We start from the raw sequence: 18,983 nt of genomic DNA, 5'->3' as shown, positions 1-18,983 counted from the left end.
AGGCGACGGCCATGCGTGCCAGTCCCCACAGGATGATCAGGTCGAGCGTCATCACAGGGATCGACCACAGCGGGTAGTACGGGATGAACATGAACACACCACTTCCCGGGCCCGGCTCAGGTCAGCGGGCCGTCGACGAACTCGGGCCGTGGGACGTGCGGCTGTGCCGGCCCGTCGCGTGGCGGCACCCGTCCGCGCTGTCACACCCCTCACTCCCTCCTCCCGGCCGGCCCGACGCGCTAGGGTGCCGGGTGCCGGGGCGGGAGAAGGAGGCGGGCGGCATGCGAGGTGCGTGGGCCTCCCGGCGTGTGGTCACCCGGGATCATGTCGTGCACAGCGCCTGCCGCTTCTTCCTCCGGCACGGCACGGTGGACATGGACGCGCTCGCCCAGGACCTCGCCGTCAGCCGGGCGACGCTCTACCGGGTGGTCGGCAGCCGGGACGCGCTCCTGGCCGACGTGCTGTGGGAGCTCGCGGACCACCTGCTGGAGCGGGCCCGCCGCCGGCGTACCCGAGCGGGTGTGGACGGAGTCCTGGAGATCACCCGCTACTTCGTCAACGCGCTGCGCGCCTCCGCCCCCTTCGAGGCATTCCTGCGTGCCGAGCCCGAGACGGCGAGACGGCTGCTGACCGGCGGATGCGTGCACCGGCGGGCGGTCCTCGCCCAGCGGAGCATCCTGCTGGAAGCGGGGGAGAGGGACCGTCCCTGGCCCAGCTCCGGCATCGACGACCTCGCCTATCTCTACGTCCGGGTCGTCGAGTCCGCCCTGTACGCCGAGCTCCTGAGCAACCGCCGGCCGGACCTCGAGCTGGCTGAGCGCACTGCCCGCGCCGTGCTCCGGCAAACCCGCTGAACGACTCAGGGCTCGATCTGAGACGGCCGTCTCACCCTCGGCCAGATGACTGGTGGGCCCGCCCGCACCGGCCGTAGCTTCCGACTCCGACGACGGCAACTCGGAGGACAGGATGACCGGTTCCCAACCGGCCCGGACGGGCCGGACCACGCTGCTGGCTGTGTTTCTGGCGCTCGTCGGAACACTCGCCGCCCTCACCACTCCGGCGCAGGCCGCGGCCGCACCGCGCACGAGCGTCAATCCCGTGGTCTTCGTGCATGGTCAGGAGGGCTCGGCCCAGCAGTGGCAGTCCCAGGCCAAGCGGTTCTCCAGCAACGGCTACCGCGACGATCAGTTGTACGTCCACGAGTACGACACCTCCGTGGCGACCGACGACCAGGCGATCGCCGGGCTGGAGGAACTGGTCCGTTCCGTCCGGGCGCGTACCGGCGCGGAACAGGTCGACCTCCTCGCCCACTCGCGCGGCACGCGCGTGGCGCACGCCTACCTCGCCGTGCCGGAGCGCGCGGCTCAGGTCGCCAAGTACGTGAACCTGGACGGCCGTACGGCTGCCGCGCCGCCGGGCGGCGTGCCCACCCTCGCGATCTGGAGCAGCCTCCAGCCGAACGGTGCGATCGGCGGTGCGCTCAACGTCCACGAGCCACAGGCGAGCCACACGGAGAGTGCCACGTCCGCCGAGAGCTTCGCCCACATCTACGCGTTCCTCCGGGGCCGAGCGCCCCTGACCACCCGGGTACTGCCCGAGCCGCCGGTCTCGGTGGAGATCGCGGGCCGCGCCGTGTACTTCCCGCAGAACAAGGGGCTGGAAGGACGTCTGGAGGTGTGGCGGCTCGACCCCGCCACCGGCGCCCGGACCGGACTGCTCCCGCAGCACGTCGTGCGGGTCGGCGCGGACGGCGCCTTCGGCCCGCTCGCGGTGAGCGGGCGCGGACACTACGAGATGGCGTTCCTTCGCTCGGGAGAGCGCACCAACCACTTCTACTTCGAGCCGTTCGAGCGCAGCGACCGCTTCGTGCGCCTTCTCGTCTCTCCGCCGGGTGGTGTCGCGGACTCCATCGACACCTGCTCCGCGCAGACGGCGCTCACCATCGCACGCGCACGTGAGTGGCGGTCCGGCACGGCGGACGACGATCGGCTCCGCATCGCGGGGTCGGACGTGCTCAACCCCGCGGTGTCGCCGCAACTGCGGCAGATACTGGGCTTGTTCGCCTTCGACAAGGGGTGCGACGGAGTCAGCCACCTCGACGCGGCGCTGCCGCCCTTCGACCGCGTCCCCTTCCTGACGGCTACCGACCTCTCCCTGCCGGCCGATGCCCGGGCCCGGGGGACGATCCCCGTCACGCAGACGATGCGCGGGACCGGAGGGGCGGTCGAAACCATCGCGGTGGCGAACTGGCCATCCGACCGCCACACCGTGTCACTGCTCTTCAAGGACTACGTGGACATCCCCTCCGGCGGGTGACCCGGTAGCCGTACGACGGTGCGCTGTTCCCGGTCCGCACTCCTGGGGGCAGCGCGCCGTCGTGCCCGGATGACGCTCACCGAGCGGCGAGCGCGGAACCGGCCCGCACATCGGCCGGGCGCCTCCCGCAGCGTCGGGCTGTGCCGAAGTCCCCCGAGGCCGCCCTCAGCGCGGCTGGTAGTGCAGCGCGCGGAGACACCCTCGGCCCACAGCGAGGGGGCTGTGGGCCGAGGGGGCTGTGGACCGAGGGGGCCGAGGGCACGGCCACCGGGCGCAGCCGTGCCCTCGGTACGTGGTGTCGGATCAGTCGGTCATGTTGCCCATCTTCCAGACGGTCATGGACTTGATGACGCTGCCGTCGCCGAACAACCTCAGGCCGAGGGAGTCCTGCCGGAAGGGGTAGGCGCGGGTGGTGACGGACTTCTGCGAGTTCGCGTACGCCTCGATCATCGAGCGGTCGAGGAACACGTCGAGGGTCAGGTTGCCGCCCGACAGCGCGAGCGGCCCTTTGTGGATGCCGAAGTCCGGTTCGGCGCTGGAGTTGTTCCCGGATCGCGATCGGTCGACGCCCAGCTGTCCTGCGGGGGCGTCGTAGAACAGACGGGTCCGTTCTTCGTCTCCGGGGCTGCGGAGTACGTCCAGGCCGAAGGTGTCGGCGGTACCCCGTTCCATCGTCAGCCTGACGTGCAGCATGTTGCCCTTGACGGCGGACAGTCGCGTGTTGGCGTCGTTGACGGAGGTCGGTGCGGTGATGTTCAGGAGCGGTTCGCCGGCGTGGAGCCGGGAGACCTCCTCCACGGGGCGGAAGCCGAGGTCTCCGTCGGGCCGCATGTTCAGTTCGATGGGGAGGCCGGCGTCGTAGTCGGCGCGTTCGGTGCGCTTCGGGTGCGGCCGGCCGTACAGCACCGTCAACTCCTCGGCCGGCCACGTGGGGGCGCCGGTGCTCACCTGCGGCTGCGGGTGTGAGCGCGGCGAGCAGCCGGTCCGCGCGGCCGGAGGCGAGGTCCCCCGTCCTCAGGGGTTGTGGCCGGCCGGCCGAGCGAAGAAGGTGATCAGCCCGCGAGCCCGGGCGTGCCGCGCACGCATGTCCGGCAGCATCCGCCGAGTGCCGCCCGCACGTCGTGCGGACCGGACCTCGGCTTTCCTCTTGCATGTTGTATGCCATAGGCCATAAGTTACTGGCGGGTAGCTCGCATTGTGCGGCGCCCCTACGCAGGGAGGACGGTGGGCGGGTGAGTCCGCGCAGGAGCGAAAGCCGGGAGCGGATGATCCTCAGCACCGCCGTTCTGCTGCGCGAGTACGGGGCGAGCGCGACCAGCATCGACCGGGTCCTCGCCCACAGCGGAGCCCCCAGGGGCTCGGTGTACCACCACTTTCCCGGCGGGCGGGTACAGCTCATCGACGAGGCGGTGGCCCTGGCGGGGGACTTCATCGCCGGCCTGATCGACGCCGCCGTGCAGGCGGACGATCCGGTGCGGGCCGTCGACGCGTTCTTCGCGCTGTGGCGCGACCGGCTGGTGGAGAGCGGTTTTCGGGCCGGCTGTCCGATCGTGGCGGTGGCCGTCGAGACGAACGACGACGCGCCGCAGTTGGCCCGCTCCGCCGCCGCCGTCTTCGCCCGCTGGCAGGAAGCCCTCGCGGGTCTCTTCCTGTTGCACGGCCTGACCGAGGAACGCAGCCGCCGGCTCGGCGCATTCGTCATCGCCGCCGTCGAAGGCGCGGTGATCATGTGCCGGGCCGAGCAGAGCACCGGCCCGCTCGATGCAGCCGCCGCCGAGATCCACGACCTGCTCGTCCACGCCCTGAGTGACCGCCCGGAAGCCGGACCCCGGCCCGGGGCATAGCCCACCATCCTCTTCCAGCCACGTCAGCTCAGTCCGAAGGAGTCGCCATGCCCTCGCTCGACCGTCAGGACAACGTCTTCGTCCTCGACCTCGGAGACGGTGAGAACCGCTTCCACCCCGACTGGATCACCGCCGTCGGCGCCGCGCTCGACGAGGTGGAGAAGGCGCAAGGCCCCCGGGCCCTGGTCACCGCCGCCACGGGCAAGTTCTACTCCAACGGCCTGGACCTGGACTGGCTGTTCGCCCACGCCGACCAGCACCAGGCCTACGTCGTCTCCGTCCACGAACTGTTCGCGCGAATGCTGTCCCTCCCGGTCGTCACGGTGGCCGCGCTGCAAGGGCACACCTTCGCCGCCGGAGCGATGCTCTCCCTCGCCCACGACTTCCGCGTCATGCGCGCCGACCGCGGCTACTGGTGCCTGCCCGAAGCGGACATCAACATCCCCTTCACCCCCGGCATGGCCGCGCTCGTCCAGTCCCGGCTGACGCCGCAGACCGCCCACGAGGCCATGCTCACCGCCCGCCGCTACGGCGGCACCGACGCGGCGACCGCCGGCATCGTCGACCACGCCGTCGCCGAGGACGCCGTGCGCTCCACCGCCATCGCGATCGCCCAGGCGCAGGTGAACAAGACCGGCGACACCCTCGCCACCATCAAGACCCGCATGTACGGCCCCGCGCTCGCGACCCTGCGCGACACCACCGACCCGCTCGGCTGAGACGACCTGACCGACAACTCGTCGGTGTCCGCGCCGAAGACGTGCTCCACGGCCTGCTCCGGCTCTCGTCCCCGTCCGGCGCCGGTGCAGGCCACCTCCTCGACCGTCCTCCGGCGGCCGGACGCCATGGCCGGCTCCCGCCCGGGCGAGGAGCACGGCGGCGGACACGGGCGACACCCGCGACCCGTACGGCTGCCATGAGGCATGGGTGGAACCAGGCCGCGGAGGTTGCAGCGAGCAAGACGCACCCCATCTCCTCGGATTTCGTGGCCGAGTAGGGGCTGCCTAGGATGGCGGACTGTCGGCGCAGCCTTTCGTTCGCGCAGGAGTGAGCTCGTGTTCCCGGTGGATGTCACGCGCACCCCGCACGGCGTGGTCCTCACGCTGCGCGGGGAGCTTGATTTCAACAGCATGGTGCAGGTGCAGGAGGCCGCGCTGCTCGAGCTGGCCGAGGGGACGGGTCCGGTGGTCGTGGACTGCGCTCACCTGTCGTCCTGCGATTCCTCCGGTATCAGCGCCCTGATCGGCCTCTCCCAGCAGCTGGCGGCCCGGGACCGGGACTTTCACGTAGCGGCGCTGCCGCCGCCCGTGGCACGCCTGTTCGCCCTTACCGGCCTGGACGAGGTTTTCTCCGTCCACCCCGAGGCCACCGCGGCTCTCACCCCCCGTGCCGACAGCCGCACGAGTCAGACCCCGGGCGTCGACGACTCGGAGCGGATGCCCGCCGAAGGGCGGATCGCATGAGCCGCCTACCCGAACAGTCCCCGCCCGCACGCACGGCCGGTGCGGGCGGGAGGGCTGAGGACGGGGCGGTGGAAGGGGACCTGCGGGCGCTGTTCGGCCGATCCATGGCCGTGTTCGCCTCCCTGGCCGGACCCGCGCACTTGGTGGAGACCGCGAACGCGGCGTTCTTCACGGCGATCGGCGGACCCGCGCGTACCCGCACCGGGGTGCCACTGGGGGAGCTGATGCCCGAACTCCTCGATCAGGGCATCATCGCCCTTCTCGACGAGGTCTACCGCACGGGCAAGATCTACAGAGCCTGGGACGCCCGCATCATGCTCGGCGAGGGCGAGCAGATGCGGGAGTCGTTCTTCGACTTCACCTACGAGCCCCGCCTGGACGACGGCGGCACCGTGACGGGTGTGCGGGTGATAGGGGTGGAGACCACTCAGGTCAAGCACGCCCAGCGGCTGACGGCCGAGCACCGGGCGCTGCTGGAGCAGATCGCCCGCCAGGCCCCGCTGACCGACGTGCTGGACGGCATGGCCCGGGTGATCGAGGACCTGAGCCCGGAGGAGGTGCTGGTCTCGGTCCTGCTCGCCGATGCCGACGGTCGGCACCTACGTCACGGGGCGGCGCCGAGTCTGCCCGACTTCTACAACCGGGCCATCGACGGCATCGCCACCGGCGAGGGCGTCGGCTCGTGCGGCACCGCGGCCCACCGCCGCCGGCCGGTCATCGTCACCGACATCTCGGTCGACAGCTTCTGGGACGACTTCCGCGACCTGGCGGAGCGGGCCGGGGTGGCCGCCTGCTGGTCCACGCCGATCCTGGCCCGCGACGGTTCCCTGCTGGGCACCTTCGCGATGTACCACCGCACCCCTCGTGCCCCGCAGGAGAGTGACCTGGCCCTGGCCCGGGTCTTCGCCGGCACCGCGGCCCTGGCCATCGAACGCCACCAGACCGAACAGGCTCGCCGGGACACCGAGGCGCAGACGAAGGCTGTCCGTGGCGACCTCGCCTTCCTCCTGCACGCCAGCACCGTCCTGGGAGCCGACCTCGACGCCACCCAGACTCTGAAACGGCTGGCCGACACCTGCGTACCCGCCCTGGCGCCCCTGTGCGCGGTCGACGTCGTCGAGGCAGGACGCCTGCGGCGACTGGCCACCGCCGCTCCCACACCCCGTCAGCGGGACCTCCTGGCCTCCCACATCCCCGTCCACGACACCGCCGACGACGCGGTCGCCCGCGTCCTGTCCACCGGTACGAGCGAGGTGGCCCAGCGCGTTCCCACCGGCCCCGGCCCCTGGCAGGACCTCGGTGTCACCGGATACCTCTGCGTACCCCTGACAGACCGCGGCCGCGCCTTCGGCGTGCTGACCCTGCTCTCCACCGGGGAGCGTCCCTTCGACGGCCGCACCGTGGCCCTGGCCGAGGAACTCGCCCGACGGGCCGCCCTGGCCTCCCGCAACGCCCGCCAGTACGCCCACCGAGTCACCCTCGCCCGCGACCTCCAGGCCGGTCTGCTCCTGCCCGACCTGCCCGAGGTGCCCGGCACGGACGTCGCCGCTTCCTATCATCCCGCCGGCGAAGGCCTCGACATCGGCGGCGACTTCTACGACCTCTTCCCCCTGGAGGACGGCCGCTGGGCCTTCCTCCTCGGCGACGTCTGCGGACGCGGCGCGCTGGCCGCGACCACCACCGCCCTGGTCCGCCACACGGCTCGCGCAGTCGCCCCCCTCCTCCCCACCCCCAGAGACGTCGTCCAGGCGGTCAACCGCGCCCTGCTCAACCGCCCACACCGCCACGACACCGGTTTCGTCACCCTCGTCTACGGCCAGCTCACCCCCACCCCCACCGGCCTCGACGTCGAACTGGTCCGCGCCGGGCACACCCTGCCCCTCCACCTCGAAGCCGACCGCACCGCCCACCCGCTCGATGCCCCAGGACTCCTCCTGGGCGTCACCCCCGACCCCCACCTCACGCCCTGCCGACTCCACCTGGACCCGGGCGAGACCCTGGTGCTCTACACCGACGGCATCACCGAAGCCCGCGACCAGGACACGGAGCAGTTCGGTGAGGAACGCCTCGCCACGACCCTCGCAGCCGCCGATCCCGCGGACGGAGCCCAGGGCGTCGTCGACGGTGTGGCGCGGGCCGTGCACGCCTTCACCGGGGGGCAGGAGGTCGACGACGACCAGGCCGTCCTGGTCCTGACCGCCGTCGAGCCCCCACCCACGCCGTGACGAGGCGCACCTGCCGTGCCCCGTAGGCACGGTGGTCGTCGTCATGGACCCGGCGGGTCAGTGGGACAGCGGGGCTGGATGATCCGGCCGGGTTCGGCCTCGGCGAGGCCGGCACGGCTGCTCACGCGCACGCGTGCGGGCCGGAGCGGGTGCGTGCGATGCGCTCGGGCAGCGGGGCCAGGCAGTGACGCCGGCTCGCGGTGGCAGGTCGGCGCCGATGAAGACGGTCACCGTCTGCCGGAGGCAGGGCGCCGGATAGTCCAACCGGCACCACCGGGTACCACCGCTGAGTAGGCCAGGCGTGCGCTCTGCCACCGGCCTGCCCCTTACGCGCCCTGTGTTGACCGGATGGACTCCGTGACTATGTGAGGGAGCCCTCCCCTCCTGCAGATGGAGGCAGCCCGTGTCCCACTACCTCTTCGACAGCGACGCCGCTCAGACCGCAGGCCGCTTCTCCGCCCTGGAATCGTGCTACGACCCTGTGTCCCGGCGCCAGCTGGAACTGATCGGGCCTGTCACGGGGTGGCGATGCCTGGAAGTCGGTGGCGGCAGTGCCTCGTTGGGTGACTGGCTCGGGAAACGGGTCGGGCCGGAGGGTGAGGTGACGGTCACCGAACTCGAACCGCGCTGGGCCGCCTCACGGCACCGTCCCGCTCACGTGCGTCTGCTGCGGCACGACATCGTCCACGACCCGCTGCCGGGAGAGGACTACGACCTCGTCCACGCCCGGCTGGTTCTGTTGCACCTGCCGGATCGGTTCGAGGTGCTCGACAAACTGGTGGGAGCCCTGAGGCCGGGTGGATGGCTGGTGCTGGAGGAGTTCGACTGCGGTTGGACGCCGGTCCTGGCGGCGCCGGACGCCTCGTCGGCAGCGCTGTTCGACCGGGTCCATTCGACGTTGCTGGCCTTGCTGGAGAGGGCCGGCGCCGATCCGGCCGCGCGCTGGGAGCGATGGCGGCCGCCGGGCTACGGGAACTCAGCTCGAACACCTACGCCGAGGCGTGGCCGGGCGGGAGTGCGGGTATCGCCCTGCATCGGCACAACATCGACCAGGTCAGCGACCGGCTGACAGCTTCCGGTGTGTCGGCCACCGAACTGGACCGGTTCCGGGAGTTGTTGCAGCACCCGGACTTCGTCGTCAACTCCTACCCGCTGATCAGCGTGCGGGGCCGCCGCCCGCAGGGCGGAGCGAGAAGGGAAGGAGCGCGATGACCCGTGGGACGTACCTGGAGGTGCGCCTGCCGCTGCAGGAAGACCCACTGCTGCTGATGTCCCGGCTGGTGCGCAGCCACCTGTTCGACCCGCACCTGTTGTACGAGAGCAGTGCCGGCTGGAGTCTGGCCGGCGGCGCGCTGGCCTCGGTCCGGCTGGGCGGAGGAGAAGCCGCGGACCTGGAACACGTGGGGGCACGCCTCGCGGCTGTTCCGGTGGCGGGCTGGCGAGCGTACGGCTGGGCGGCGTTCGAACTGGGAGCCGCACTGGCCGGAGAGAGCTCCGAGGGCACGGAGACCCTGCTGCACCTGATCGTGCCCACCGACGGAACGGAGGTCCTCGTCCGGTCCGTCACCGCCGAGCGGCTGGACCTGATCGTCGACCGAGTCCGGTCAGCCGGCCCCGCACCTGCGCCGGAGCCGACCGGACGCATCCCGCTCCCGCTGGATGACACCGGCAACTACCGGGCCGCGGTCGCGGAGGCCCTGGTGGAAGTGCGCGGGCACAGCCCGCTGGAAAAGGTCATCCTCTCCAGGCAGATCCCTGTACCGGCCGCGGTGGACCTGGTCAGCAGCTACGTCGCGGGGCGACGGGCCAACACCCCGGCACGCTCGTTCCTGCTCGACCTCGGCGGCGTCCAGGCGGCCGGGTTCAGTCCCGAGACGGTGGCCGAGGTCACCGCCGACGGCCGCGTCACCACGCGTCCCCTGGCCGGCACCCGGGCCCGGACCGGGAAGCCCGACGACGACGCCCGGCTCCGCGCTGACCTCCTCAGCGATCCCAAGGAGATCCACGAGCACGCCATCTCCGTCAGACTCGCGCTGGAGGACCTCGGCACGGTGTGCGACGACACCGGTGTCAGCGAGTACCTGAACGTCCTCGACCGCGGCACCGTCCAGCACCTGGCCTCCACGGTCACGGGCCACCTGCGCCCCGGCTACGGCCCCTGGGACGCGTTCGCGGCCCTCTTCCCCGCGATCACCGCCACAGGGATCCCCAAAGCTCCCGCATATCCCCTGATCCGACGACTCGAGGGAAAGCCGCGCGGCCTGTACGCAGGCGCGGTTCTCACCTTCGACTCCGACGGCACCCTCGACGCCGCCCTCGTGCTGCGCAGCATCTTCCGACGGGACGGCCGGTGCTGGATCCAGGCCGGGGCCGGCATCGTCCGGCAGTCCCAGCCCGAACGCGAACACGAGGAGACCTGCGAGAAGCTGCGCAGCGTCGCCCACCATCTCGTCCCCGCCGACACGCACGAGTAGCGCGCCGTCCCCACCGGGGGAGACACATCCGTGCCGACGCGATGGCGCGTGCCGTGCGCTGCGGACGCAGCGCCCCGCCCCGTTCGTCCCTCTCGCCGTCATGGCCGGGCTGGACGGCCGACGTGACCACCGACCTCTCCCGCTCGGCACCTCGGCATCGGAGACAGGCACTCACGGCCCGGCGATCGCCGTCTGCGGTGGCGGCGGCGGCTCCTGGCCTCTGATCCTGAATATCTGCTGCCCGTAGTCTTCCTTGATCTTCTCCACGGCCTGGCGGAACTCCGTGAACCGCCTTCGCATCATCCAGCTGTCCTGTGTCGGCTCTGTGTCGAAGCCGAAGTCCCTCCGCATCTTCTGCAGCTTCACGGACTGTTCGTGCATCAGCAGGTACAGCTTCTGGTCCTGCCCGATGACCAGAAGAAATTGGCAGGCTGCGGTGACGAAGCCCAGGGCAGCGGGTATCCAGACCGGTGCCCGGACGGCCACAGCAGGACTGATCGCAAGCGCGGAAAGCCCTGATGCGCAGGTCAGCACCACGAAGCGCCTCCGATGCGACCTGGCGACTCGAACCAGCCATGAGACATAGGAGTCCAGCCAGGCCACGTACTCGTTTTCTCTCTCGAGCAAGCCGTCCGGGGGAGGAACCCTCGGATGCATACCGGGTACAGGTCTGGCTTCCTCGAGAAGTAACGTGCGGAACAGTGCTACGGCCACCCCGAGAACGATCACGGGGAGGCCCACCAGGCCGGAAATGCGGCTACGGCTCGTCACGTCCGAAGCCTATGCGTCGGTGCCGGTGGCGTGCACCTGTCCTGCCGAATTGCCGCTGGTGACTCGGGTGTGGCACCGATCACCGTCACGAACTCGCGGCTCTCGGAATGCCGACACCATGAGCAGGTACTCACCTCGTTCTCCATCTGGCAAGATCTTCCAGGCTTGCCGATGGCTTTGAGGGTCCCGTGGCGTTCGACGGCCTTGCCGACGTCGTAGCGAGGGGTCCGGTGCCTGTCCCTGGCGCCGGGTGGCCGTCCCGGACCACCGCCTCGCGGTCGGGGAACGCCCGCGCCCGCCTCGACCCGGTGCTGCGGAAGCGGGGCTTTCGGCGCATGGCTTCCGAGCCGGTGCTGAGGCGGGCGACCGTGCCGGTGCCTCGCGGGTAGCACCCGGAGCGGCAGTGCCCGGCTGGTCAGAGCTGCACCGCCGCAGTGGGTCGCTGTCCGGTGACGGCCTCGCCGGCGCGAGCTGCCACGGCCGCCGTCAGCGCCTGGAGGACATCGAGATCCGTGCCGCCCGCGCCTTCGTCGCGGAGTAGGACGGTCGCGGTGAGCGTGCCCACCCTGAGGACGGAGGTCGCTCCGGTTGCCTCCGTCATATCGGGTTCCGCCGGATTGCCGTGAACGGCCCAGGACACGGCCATGGCCTCATCACCACCCACGCCAGGCAGGGAGAGTGGGTCCAGCCCGTTCTGGCCGCGATCCTTTTGCTGCTGAGCCATCGCCTGGTACCCGGCGGAAGCAGCCTCCACAGTGCCGTAGGAGCGCAGCTCGATCACGACGACGTCGGGACCGCCGGCGGGTACGTATTCCGCCGATGCGCTGACCAGGGTGCCTTCACAGCCGGTCCCCTCTGCCGGGCAGGCCATCTCGCGCGGAGAGCCGTCCTTGACGGCCCAGCCGGTGGGCAGACTGCCCAGACCGGGGAGCACTTCCTGGGTCCGGGCAGCGTCCTCGAGGATCACGCGCTCCGTCTCCGGCGCGCCACCGGAAGTCGGCGGATCCTCTCCGGTCGCCAGTTTCACCCCTCCGTACACCGCAAGGACCAGCACCAGCAGCGCCAGGACGACGATGGCGAACCACGATCCCGAAGAGTTGCGGGTATTGGTGACTGTCAAGGGCCCCAAGGAGAAGTGGCTGCCCCGCACCCTGCTGCTCCCGACGACGATGCTGCCGGTCGCCTGATGCGGGGCGTAGGCGGGCGGTGGTCCTGAGAGAGCGCCTCTCAACTGCCCCCTGAACGCCGGATCGGCGGCGAGCTCCTCCTGGAGTGTGCCGCGCAGTGCGTCCACGCGCGTCGGGTCCTCGGGATTCTCGGCCAGATCGCTCAGAACCGTCCGGCCCGGCTCGGAACCGCCGATCCTGGAGCGCACCAGATCGCCGACGGCCTGTCCGACGGACGTGGCGGCACCCGATGCCGCGGCCGTCATGACCTGAACAGCCGCTAACGCCAGGCCCTCAGAACTCTCCATAGCCCCCGCCTTCTTCGGACAGTTGGAGAGACAGCATCCCCCGCTTACGGTGTGACAGGAAGGCCACCTCCGCCCCCGGACACCCCAGGCGTCGTCGTGTCCCACGCCGGCCCGCCCACCGCGGAGCGGGCCGGAGCTCCTGACCGTGGTCCAGCTCGACGCCGGAGGCCGCCGGGAGTCGGCGGCCCGCCTGCCGTCGGACCGGTCGCGGTCCCGATGGCGCCCGGACGGAGGCCCCGGGGGACTGGCTGCCATAGGTCCTGTTGTTCGGGTCAGGTCGGGATCGCCCGGTACCGCGCCTCGGGCCTGGTCAGTCGGGGAAGGAGAAGTAGAGGGTCTCGCTGTAGAAGGACGCGAAGTGCTGCTGCCAGTCGGCTCGAACCGAGGCCAGCCAGTCGTCGTTCCGGCCGGCGATCGCAGCCTCCGCCATGGCGACGGCTTCGGGTACGTCCTCGGACGCCAGACGCCGCACGCTCGCTGGCGGGTCGTCGTCCGTCATCGAGACGATCTCCCCGGTCTCGAGGAGGAAGTACTTCGCCTGCTGCTGCTCGAGGTGGGCGGTGGTCCTGGCCACGCACGCGGCGAACTCGGCGTCCTCCTCCAGACCCCGGCCGACCGCGTGCAGAAGGTTGCGGAGCAGGGCGGCCCCGTCGTCGTAGTCCGCAGCGATGCCGATCGGAGGATTCCAGATCATGGACGGGACGATCGTCGTTCCGCGCCCCACCATGAGCTTGTGAGCGAGCGGGACGTCCCAGCTGTGCTCGGATATGCATCGGATCCGCTCGGGAATCTTCGCCTCGTTCGGCATCGAGTCCGCGGAGTAGAGATAGGAACGGTTCGCCATGGTGGTGACGCTAGCAAGGGGTACTGACATCGGATGTTCAGGTTCCCGTGGTCGTGGCTCGGGCACTGACTGACGCCCTGCTGGGCCGTCTTCGCGTCGTTCTGCCCGGCCGCCGGGACCTGCTCTCCAGGCTTCGCCCGGGCGGGACATGACCTGACAGGAGCGCGCACCGATCGGTGCGGCGTGTGCATCGAAGGATCGGCCCACGCCGTCGGTCCTCCAGCCGGCGCAGAGTGTCGGCGACGCAGGGGAGCAGCCCGGGCATCCTCGGTTCGACGCCGCCGCGTCGGCGGGTGACGTCTGCGTCCTCGGACTGGACGGCCCGCAGGTGGTCGAAAGCGCTGACGGTGGCGTGCGGGGCCATCGGGACGAGCGGCGTGGTGTCGGGCATGCCGGCTCCTCCACGTACGCGCGGCCGCCGGCCCGAGGCCCTGGGTTGACTGTCCCGAGGTCGCCGCACGGTCGGCCGACGTCCGGCAACGGACGGTGCGGGAGGGCGGTGTCCGGTGGGCGGCCGACGTCATCGAGGCCGAACTGCCCGCCCGTCCGCGCCGCCCCCTCCGGTGCCGCCGGCCGACGGGTGTACCGCCAGGGAGACGAAGCGCGGCCAGCCGCCGGAGCCGCTGCTGCGCACGCTCAGGGCGATTCCTCCCGTCGCGTCCCCGCCGGTCGCGCGCGCGGACCGTCGCTCGATCCGTGTCCTGCCGTCGACGACGACGACGGTGCGGTCGCCCTCCACCGTCAGGCCGACCCGGTGTTCGGTGGCGTCGGTGAGTGTGCGGCGGTCGATCTCGTACCATCGGCCGTTGCGCAGCTCCCGCAGGCGTACATAGCTGAAGCTGACCGACACCTCGAGCGGGTCGAGGCTGCCGTCGCGCACGACCAGCCCGGCGCTGTTCAGCGCCTCGCGCAGTCGGCCGACCCGGACGTCCACGGTGTAGTGGCTCCAGTCCGCGGAACTGGTCGGCCGGTACGAGGCGGCGGCGTAGCCCGTCCGGCCGGGGTAGGGTCCGGCACCGGTGAACACTCCGGAACCGGTGAGCTGGGAGCCGTCGTTGCTTCGCCACAGGTGCCCCTCCGTGAGCGGGGCGGGACACTCGGCGGGGGACACCGACGTCCAGCGCTCGACCGCGGTCAGCAGACTGCGTGCGTCGGTGGAGCCGAGGACCTCGATCCGCTGCACCTGCCGGGCCGCCGCCGCCCGGCGCCCGGCGGGCATGGGGCGCAGCGATGTGTTGGTCAGGCCGGCGGCGAACCGCTCGTCGAGCACCGCGCGCAGAGCCCGCTCCGTGGACTGCGGTGCGGCCCGGTGGCCCGCTTCGGAGAAGGGGTACGCGAAGAGCCGCGGCCGGGGGAGACCGTGGCGAGTGATCTCGTCGACCGACCGGTCGAGGTCCCTCTCGATCCGCCCGCGGTACTCCCGTTCCGTCTCGGGCCGCTCCAGCCGGGGTAGCCACAGCCGACCGGTCAGGGCCGGGGCGACCCGGTGGGCCGCGTCCACCTGCACGCGCCGGTGCAGGGAGTGGGTGTGGTCCTGGAAGTCCCAGCGCCCGGACTTGGCCATCCGGCCGATCTCCTGCCAGGAGAGGTAGTACGGGCGGTGCTTCCCGACGGAACCCGTGATGAGGAAGGCGGCGGCCCGCATCCGGTACCTGGCCAGAATCCGGTCGGCGTGGACCCACAGTCCGTGCGTCCCGTCGTCGAAGGTCAGGAACACCGAACGGGGGGCGGGCGCCCGTCCGCCGCGCAGGTAGGCGACGAACTCCTCGCTGCTCAGACTGCGGTAGCCGGCCGCCGCGAGCGCCGCCAGCTGCGCGTCGAAAGCCTGCGGGGTGACCGTGTAACGGCTCCGGCCGCCGCGGCCGATGTCGTGGTAGGCGAGCACCACGGGGGAGGTGTCGCCCGCACCCGCGTCCCGTGCGGGCGGCCCCGGGCGACCGGCGGGCTGCGGGGCGGCCGCCCGCGGTGGTCCCTGCTGCTCCGCCACCGCCCGGCGGAAGGCCTCGTAACGCCCTACTGCGTAGAAGGGCGCGCCGATCAGGGCGAGAGCCAGCACGCCGAGCAGTGTCCGTACCGCGCGCTCCCTCACCGCGTGGCGGTGCGGGACGAGTTCGGCGCCGGTCATGGCAAGGTCCCCCGGGTGAGGACGAGAACGTACAGGGCGGTGACGACGGCGGCGCTCAGCAGCGCGGCCAGTCCTGCCAGGGCGCGGCGGCGCAGATGCCTCACGTCGTGTTCCTCGACCACACGCCACGACGGACCGTCAGCAAGGAGTAGGGCAGCAGCCAGGCGAGCAGCACCGAGGAGAACAGACTCATGAGTGGCCGGTAGCGCCAGCGGCGGTCCCCTGGATGGTCGATCCGGTAGGCGAGGCCCCAGGCGCATCCCTTGAGGATCACTCCGCACAGGTAGAGGAAGGTCAGGAAGAGGGCGCCGTGGGCCGGCGCCCAGACCAGATGGCGGAAGGCCATGACCGGCGCGGCGAGCACCCACAGGACGTGGCCGTAGTACAGCGCGGCGGGTCCCGGGCCGCGGCGCCACATGAAGGAGCCGGTGAAGAACAGGTTGCGGATGAAGCTCTTCTTCCAGCGGATCTGCTGGCGCAGCAGGGGGGCGAACCGGGCCGGTACGACGGTCCACACCTTCGCGGACCTGACGTATCCGACGCGCCACCTGCGCTCGGCGAAGTCCTCGTCCTCGACGAACGGGGACCCGGCGTAGCGGCGTTTGAGCGTTCCGCCCAGCCATGCCTGCCCGAGGACGTAACCGGTCAGCTGGCGGTCGGTGGCGAACCGGAAGGGTGCCCCGAGGAACCGGTCATCCGTGCCGTTCAGGCCCTGAACGAGTCACGCCCGGCGGCAGCCCCAGGCGCCCGGAGCCGGGCCGACGGCCGACAGTTCACCCCGGGCATGACGACGGGCGGGCCGGGGCTTCCATGGCCTGGCGGAAGACCGGGCCACCCCTGCACCGGATACCGCCCTGATCCGGCAGCCTTCGTCGCAGCCCCTCCCGGTCCCACCTCAGGCTCACTGTGCACCGACGTCGTGAGTGGTGCCGTCGGCGACCGCCTGGAGCTTGTCCGGGTTGGCCACGTTGTGGATGGCGGTGATGCGGCCGGCGGCGTCGAAATCGAAGGTGACAGTCGCGATCACCCGGTCCGGTCCGGCGAACAGGATGCCTGGCCCGCTGTTGATCTCGATCAGTTCGGCACGCATGTCGGCAGGCTCGATGCCCTGGTAACGCACCGTACCCAGCGCTGCGAACCAGCCGGCCACCGTCTGCGCGCCCGTGACCGGGTGCAGCGCCTGGCGGACCTTGCCGCCACCGTCGGTCCACAGGGTCACGTCGGGGGACAGCAACTCCATGAGGGTGTTGATGTCACCGCCGGTCGCTGCGGAGAAGAACCGCTCGGTGACCTGCCGCTGCCGGGACCGGTCAGCGGTGAAGCGCGGCCGTCGGGCCCGCACGTGCTCGCGGGCACGGTGGGCTGCCTGCCGCACGGCGGCCTCCGACCGTTCCACGGTCTCACCGATTTCGGCGTGGCTGAAGCCGAAGACCTCCTTCAGTACGAACACCGCCCGCTCGAGCGGGCTGAGCGTCTCCAGCACCACCAGCATGGCCATGGACACCGACTCGGCGTCGGTGACCACCTCGGCCCCGTCCCCGCCGGTGAGGATGGGCTCGGGAAGCCACGGCCCCACGTAGGTCTCACGCTTGTGCCGGGTGGCGCGCAGCCGTTCCAGAGCCAGGTTCGACACGATGCGCGTCAGGTACGCCTTGGGATCGTTCACCCGTGAGCGTTCGGCGGCCGACCACTTGATCCAGGCGTCCTGCACCGCGTCCTCGGCATCGGCCGCACTGCCCAGAAGGCGGTAGGCCACCGAGAACAGCAGACGCCGGTACTGATGGAACACCTGCTCGTCGGCGTCCGCGGGCAGGTCGGTCATCGCGCCTCCCGCACGATCCGGGTGAAACGCCCACCACGGGGCCAGAACGCACCCGAAGCGGGCATCTTCTTCATTCGGCCGAATGTCGGCCAGGGAGAGGCGGTCACCGTCTCCTTATACCGGGCCGCGAAACGGCCGGTCAGGTGAATACGCCGCGGGCTGTCGTCGGGGCGGGTGAACTGCACCACCGCATCGTGCCGTCCCAGGCTCACCGGGGTGTGGTAATAACCGAAACGGAACGACTTGGGCTGCTTGCCGTGCAGGGTGCGGAAGATCGACAGCGCGGCGTGCACACCGGTGGGCATGCCACCTTGGCAGGTGCCGTGCATGACACCGTAGCCCTGGCGTATCGAGGCCGCGTCGCCCACCGCGTGCACCTCCGGATGCGACACCGATCGCAGTGCGGTGTCGGTGACGACGCGATCGTGCTCATCGACAGCCAGCCCGGCGGCGGCCGCCAGCGGTGACCCCCGGGTACCGCTGGTCCACGCGACCACATCGGCGGCGACGCTCTCCCCGCCCACCAACTCGACCGCACCGGGCAGCACCCTCGCCACCTCGACGTCGCTGCGCACCTGGACACCCAGCCGGTCGAGCGCTGCCTGCAGATAGGCCCTGGCCTTCGCGTTCATGGCCGCACCGGGCTCCTGCCGGCCCAGCAGCACCACGTTCAGCTCCGGGCGCTGCTCCGCGATCTCCGCGGCCGACTCGACACCTGTCAGCCCGCTGCCGCAGACCACCACCGTGCCGCTGCCGAGCCCCCTCAGCCGGTCTGCCATCGCTTCGGCGTCCTGGGCACTGTTCAGGCAGTACGCGCGGGCCTCGGCTCCCGGAACCGCCGTCGTGTCGGCCACGCTGCCCAGCCCGTAGACCAGCGTGTCGTACGGCAGATCCCGGTCGTCATCGACCCGTACCGTCCTCGCTCCCGCGTCCACGGCCGTCACCCAGCCCTGCACGAACTGCACGCCGGTGTTTCCCAGCAGGTCGGGGATGCGCAGGTCGGCGAGCTGCTGCCCGGTCGCCGTCATGTGCAGCCGCAGACGCTCGGTGAACCGCTCCTGGGCACTCACCAGGGTGATCCGGACGTCCTCGCTCCGCTTGACCCGGGCCGCGAGCTGGACGGCCGCGGACAGGCCCGCGTAACCCGCCCCTAGGATCAGAACGTGGTGGATGCCCGCCCGGCCGCCTTCGTGCTGTGCACTCATCGTCTCGCCTTTCTCGGTGCGCTGCTGACACCCACCAGATGGAAGGTGCCGCCCGTCCGTGACATGAGTTCGGTGTGATGCACGTCACGGTGCCAGCGGTGGGGCGCCCGCCCCCGGGAGCGGCCGTGTGATGCTGCCGGTGAAGGATCGCCGGCGGCAGTGAGGAGCCCTGCGGTCAGGGCGTGGAAGCCGGATCCCGCCCGTCCGGCGCCGTGACGGACCTGGTCCCCGGGCTCTCGCTGCCCCTGCAGTGGACCCGGCGGACGACGCGTTACCGGCGGGCGAGGCGTTACCGGCAGGCAACGCGTTCCCGGCCCCTTCGTCACCCGCCGAGGGGGCGCGCCGGGGGGCGCCCGCGACAGCCGCCCAACGGCCCGGGGTGGCCCCGCGTCCGGGGGGCGGGAGAGCACCCGTGTGACC

At 71.3% G+C, this 18,983-nt stretch carries 16 protein-coding genes and 1 pseudogene; 9 read left to right on the top strand and 8 right to left on the bottom strand.

What is annotated here, in order from left to right; translation table 11 throughout:
• Nucleotides 1-281 precede the first annotated feature (281 nt).
• Both ABZ371_RS13515 and ABZ371_RS13510 read left to right on the top strand, forming a co-directional pair.
• Nucleotides 282-854 carry a QsdR family transcriptional regulator gene (locus tag ABZ371_RS13515; protein WP_358677912.1) on the top strand — a complete coding sequence of 191 codons (573 nt, stop codon included), beginning with the start codon at nt 282-284 and terminating at the stop codon, nt 852-854.
• A gap of 112 nt (nt 855-966) precedes the next feature.
• Nucleotides 967-2,316 carry a hypothetical protein gene (locus ABZ371_RS13510; protein ID WP_358677909.1) on the top strand — a complete coding sequence of 450 codons (1,350 nt, stop codon included), beginning with the start codon at nt 967-969 and terminating at the stop codon, nt 2,314-2,316.
• A gap of 303 nt (nt 2,317-2,619) precedes the next feature.
• Here ABZ371_RS13510 and ABZ371_RS13505 read toward each other — a convergent pair whose 3' ends face one another.
• Nucleotides 2,620-3,264: a GH32 C-terminal domain-containing protein gene (locus ABZ371_RS13505; protein ID WP_358677906.1), complete on the bottom strand. Its 645-nt coding sequence runs from the start codon at nt 3,262-3,264 to the stop codon at nt 2,620-2,622.
• A 317-nt stretch (nt 3,265-3,581) separates the two neighbouring features.
• Between ABZ371_RS13505 and ABZ371_RS13500 the strand changes: the two genes are divergently transcribed.
• From ABZ371_RS13500 to ABZ371_RS13470, 7 genes are all read left to right on the top strand, one after another.
• Nucleotides 3,582-4,160, top strand: a complete 579-nt coding sequence (locus ABZ371_RS13500) for a TetR/AcrR family transcriptional regulator (RefSeq protein ID WP_358677903.1) — start codon at nt 3,582-3,584, stop codon at nt 4,158-4,160.
• A 47-nt stretch (nt 4,161-4,207) separates the two neighbouring features.
• Nucleotides 4,208-4,879, top strand: a complete 672-nt coding sequence (locus ABZ371_RS13495) for an enoyl-CoA hydratase-related protein (RefSeq protein ID WP_358677900.1) — start codon at nt 4,208-4,210, stop codon at nt 4,877-4,879.
• A gap of 336 nt (nt 4,880-5,215) precedes the next feature.
• On the top strand, nt 5,216-5,623 hold the full coding sequence (locus ABZ371_RS13490) for an STAS domain-containing protein (RefSeq protein ID WP_358677898.1): 408 nt from the start codon (nt 5,216-5,218) through the stop codon (nt 5,621-5,623).
• A complete protein-coding gene (locus ABZ371_RS13485; protein WP_358677895.1) occupies nt 5,620-7,848 on the top strand; it encodes a SpoIIE family protein phosphatase in 2,229 nt (742 codons plus the stop codon). The genes ABZ371_RS13490 and ABZ371_RS13485 overlap by 4 nt, the downstream gene beginning before the upstream one ends.
• A 403-nt stretch (nt 7,849-8,251) precedes the next feature.
• The gene (locus ABZ371_RS13480; protein ID WP_358677892.1) at nt 8,252-8,917 is read left to right on the top strand and encodes a class I SAM-dependent methyltransferase; all 666 of its coding nucleotides are present in this window, start codon (nt 8,252-8,254) and stop codon (nt 8,915-8,917) included.
• Nucleotides 8,918-8,928: 11 nt separating this feature from the next.
• Nucleotides 8,929-9,060, top strand: coding sequence for a hypothetical protein (locus tag ABZ371_RS13475; protein WP_358677890.1), 132 nt, complete (start codon nt 8,929-8,931; stop codon nt 9,058-9,060).
• Complete coding sequence (locus ABZ371_RS13470) at nt 9,057-10,322, top strand: salicylate synthase (protein ID WP_358677887.1); 1,266 nt, start codon at nt 9,057-9,059, stop codon at nt 10,320-10,322. The genes ABZ371_RS13475 and ABZ371_RS13470 overlap by 4 nt, the downstream gene beginning before the upstream one ends.
• A 171-nt stretch (nt 10,323-10,493) precedes the next feature.
• On the opposite strand, the gene ABZ371_RS13465 is transcribed toward ABZ371_RS13470, so the two are convergent.
• The 7 genes and pseudogenes from ABZ371_RS13465 to ABZ371_RS13435 form a co-directional block, all read right to left on the bottom strand.
• Nucleotides 10,494-11,093, bottom strand: coding sequence for a hypothetical protein (locus ABZ371_RS13465; protein ID WP_358677884.1), 600 nt, complete (start codon nt 11,091-11,093; stop codon nt 10,494-10,496).
• Nucleotides 11,094-11,508: 415 nt separating this feature from the next.
• Nucleotides 11,509-12,567 (bottom strand): hypothetical protein, encoded by a 1,059-nt coding sequence (locus ABZ371_RS13460; RefSeq protein WP_358677881.1) that lies wholly within the window; start codon nt 12,565-12,567, stop codon nt 11,509-11,511.
• Between the two features lie 310 nt (nt 12,568-12,877).
• Nucleotides 12,878-13,411 carry a hypothetical protein gene (locus ABZ371_RS13455; protein ID WP_358677878.1) on the bottom strand — a complete coding sequence of 178 codons (534 nt, stop codon included), beginning with the start codon at nt 13,409-13,411 and terminating at the stop codon, nt 12,878-12,880.
• 520 nt (nt 13,412-13,931) lie between these two features.
• Nucleotides 13,932-15,536 carry a polysaccharide deacetylase family protein gene (locus ABZ371_RS13450; RefSeq protein WP_358677876.1) on the bottom strand — a complete coding sequence of 535 codons (1,605 nt, stop codon included), beginning with the start codon at nt 15,534-15,536 and terminating at the stop codon, nt 13,932-13,934.
• A gap of 100 nt (nt 15,537-15,636) precedes the next feature.
• A pseudogene (locus ABZ371_RS13445) lies at nt 15,637-16,233 on the bottom strand (glycosyltransferase family 2 protein); the annotation flags it as partial.
• Nucleotides 16,234-16,437: 204 nt separating this feature from the next.
• Nucleotides 16,438-17,358 (bottom strand): RNA polymerase sigma-70 factor, encoded by a 921-nt coding sequence (locus tag ABZ371_RS13440; protein WP_358677873.1) that lies wholly within the window; start codon nt 17,356-17,358, stop codon nt 16,438-16,440.
• Nucleotides 17,355-18,563, bottom strand: coding sequence for an FAD-dependent oxidoreductase (locus tag ABZ371_RS13435; RefSeq protein ID WP_358677870.1), 1,209 nt, complete (start codon nt 18,561-18,563; stop codon nt 17,355-17,357). Before ABZ371_RS13435 ends, ABZ371_RS13440 begins: the two co-directional genes overlap by 4 nt.
• Between the last annotated feature and the right edge of the window lie 420 nt (nt 18,564-18,983).

The sequence above is a fragment of the Streptomyces sp. NPDC005899 genome (genome assembly GCF_040629645.1).
Taxonomy (GTDB): Bacteria; Actinomycetota; Actinomycetes; order Streptomycetales; family Streptomycetaceae; genus Streptomyces.
The sequence above is the reverse complement of the archived record's forward strand: the minus strand, read 5'-3'. Positions and strand labels throughout refer to the sequence as shown.

Bases quoted from the DNA above. Each gene is read 5' to 3' on its own strand.
- ABZ371_RS13440 (WP_358677873.1), bottom strand. From the start codon at position 17,358: ATGACCGACCTGCCCGCGGACGCCGACGAGCAGGTGTTCCATCAGTAC.
- ABZ371_RS13450 (WP_358677876.1), bottom strand. From the start codon at position 15,536: ATGACCGGCGCCGAACTCGTCCCGCACCGCCACGCGGTGAGGGAGCGC.
- ABZ371_RS13470 (WP_358677887.1), top strand. From the start codon at position 9,057: ATGACCCGTGGGACGTACCTGGAGGTGCGCCTGCCGCTGCAGGAAGAC.
- ABZ371_RS13460 (WP_358677881.1), bottom strand. From the start codon at position 12,567: ATGGAGAGTTCTGAGGGCCTGGCGTTAGCGGCTGTTCAGGTCATGACG.
- ABZ371_RS13435 (WP_358677870.1), bottom strand. From the start codon at position 18,563: ATGAGTGCACAGCACGAAGGCGGCCGGGCGGGCATCCACCACGTTCTG.
- ABZ371_RS13510 (WP_358677909.1), top strand. From the start codon at position 967: ATGACCGGTTCCCAACCGGCCCGGACGGGCCGGACCACGCTGCTGGCT.
- ABZ371_RS13515 (WP_358677912.1), top strand. From the start codon at position 282: ATGCGAGGTGCGTGGGCCTCCCGGCGTGTGGTCACCCGGGATCATGTC.
- ABZ371_RS13455 (WP_358677878.1), bottom strand. From the start codon at position 13,411: ATGGCGAACCGTTCCTATCTCTACTCCGCGGACTCGATGCCGAACGAG.
- ABZ371_RS13495 (WP_358677900.1), top strand. From the start codon at position 4,208: ATGCCCTCGCTCGACCGTCAGGACAACGTCTTCGTCCTCGACCTCGGA.
- ABZ371_RS13500 (WP_358677903.1), top strand. From the start codon at position 3,582: ATGATCCTCAGCACCGCCGTTCTGCTGCGCGAGTACGGGGCGAGCGCG.
- ABZ371_RS13485 (WP_358677895.1), top strand. From the start codon at position 5,620: ATGAGCCGCCTACCCGAACAGTCCCCGCCCGCACGCACGGCCGGTGCG.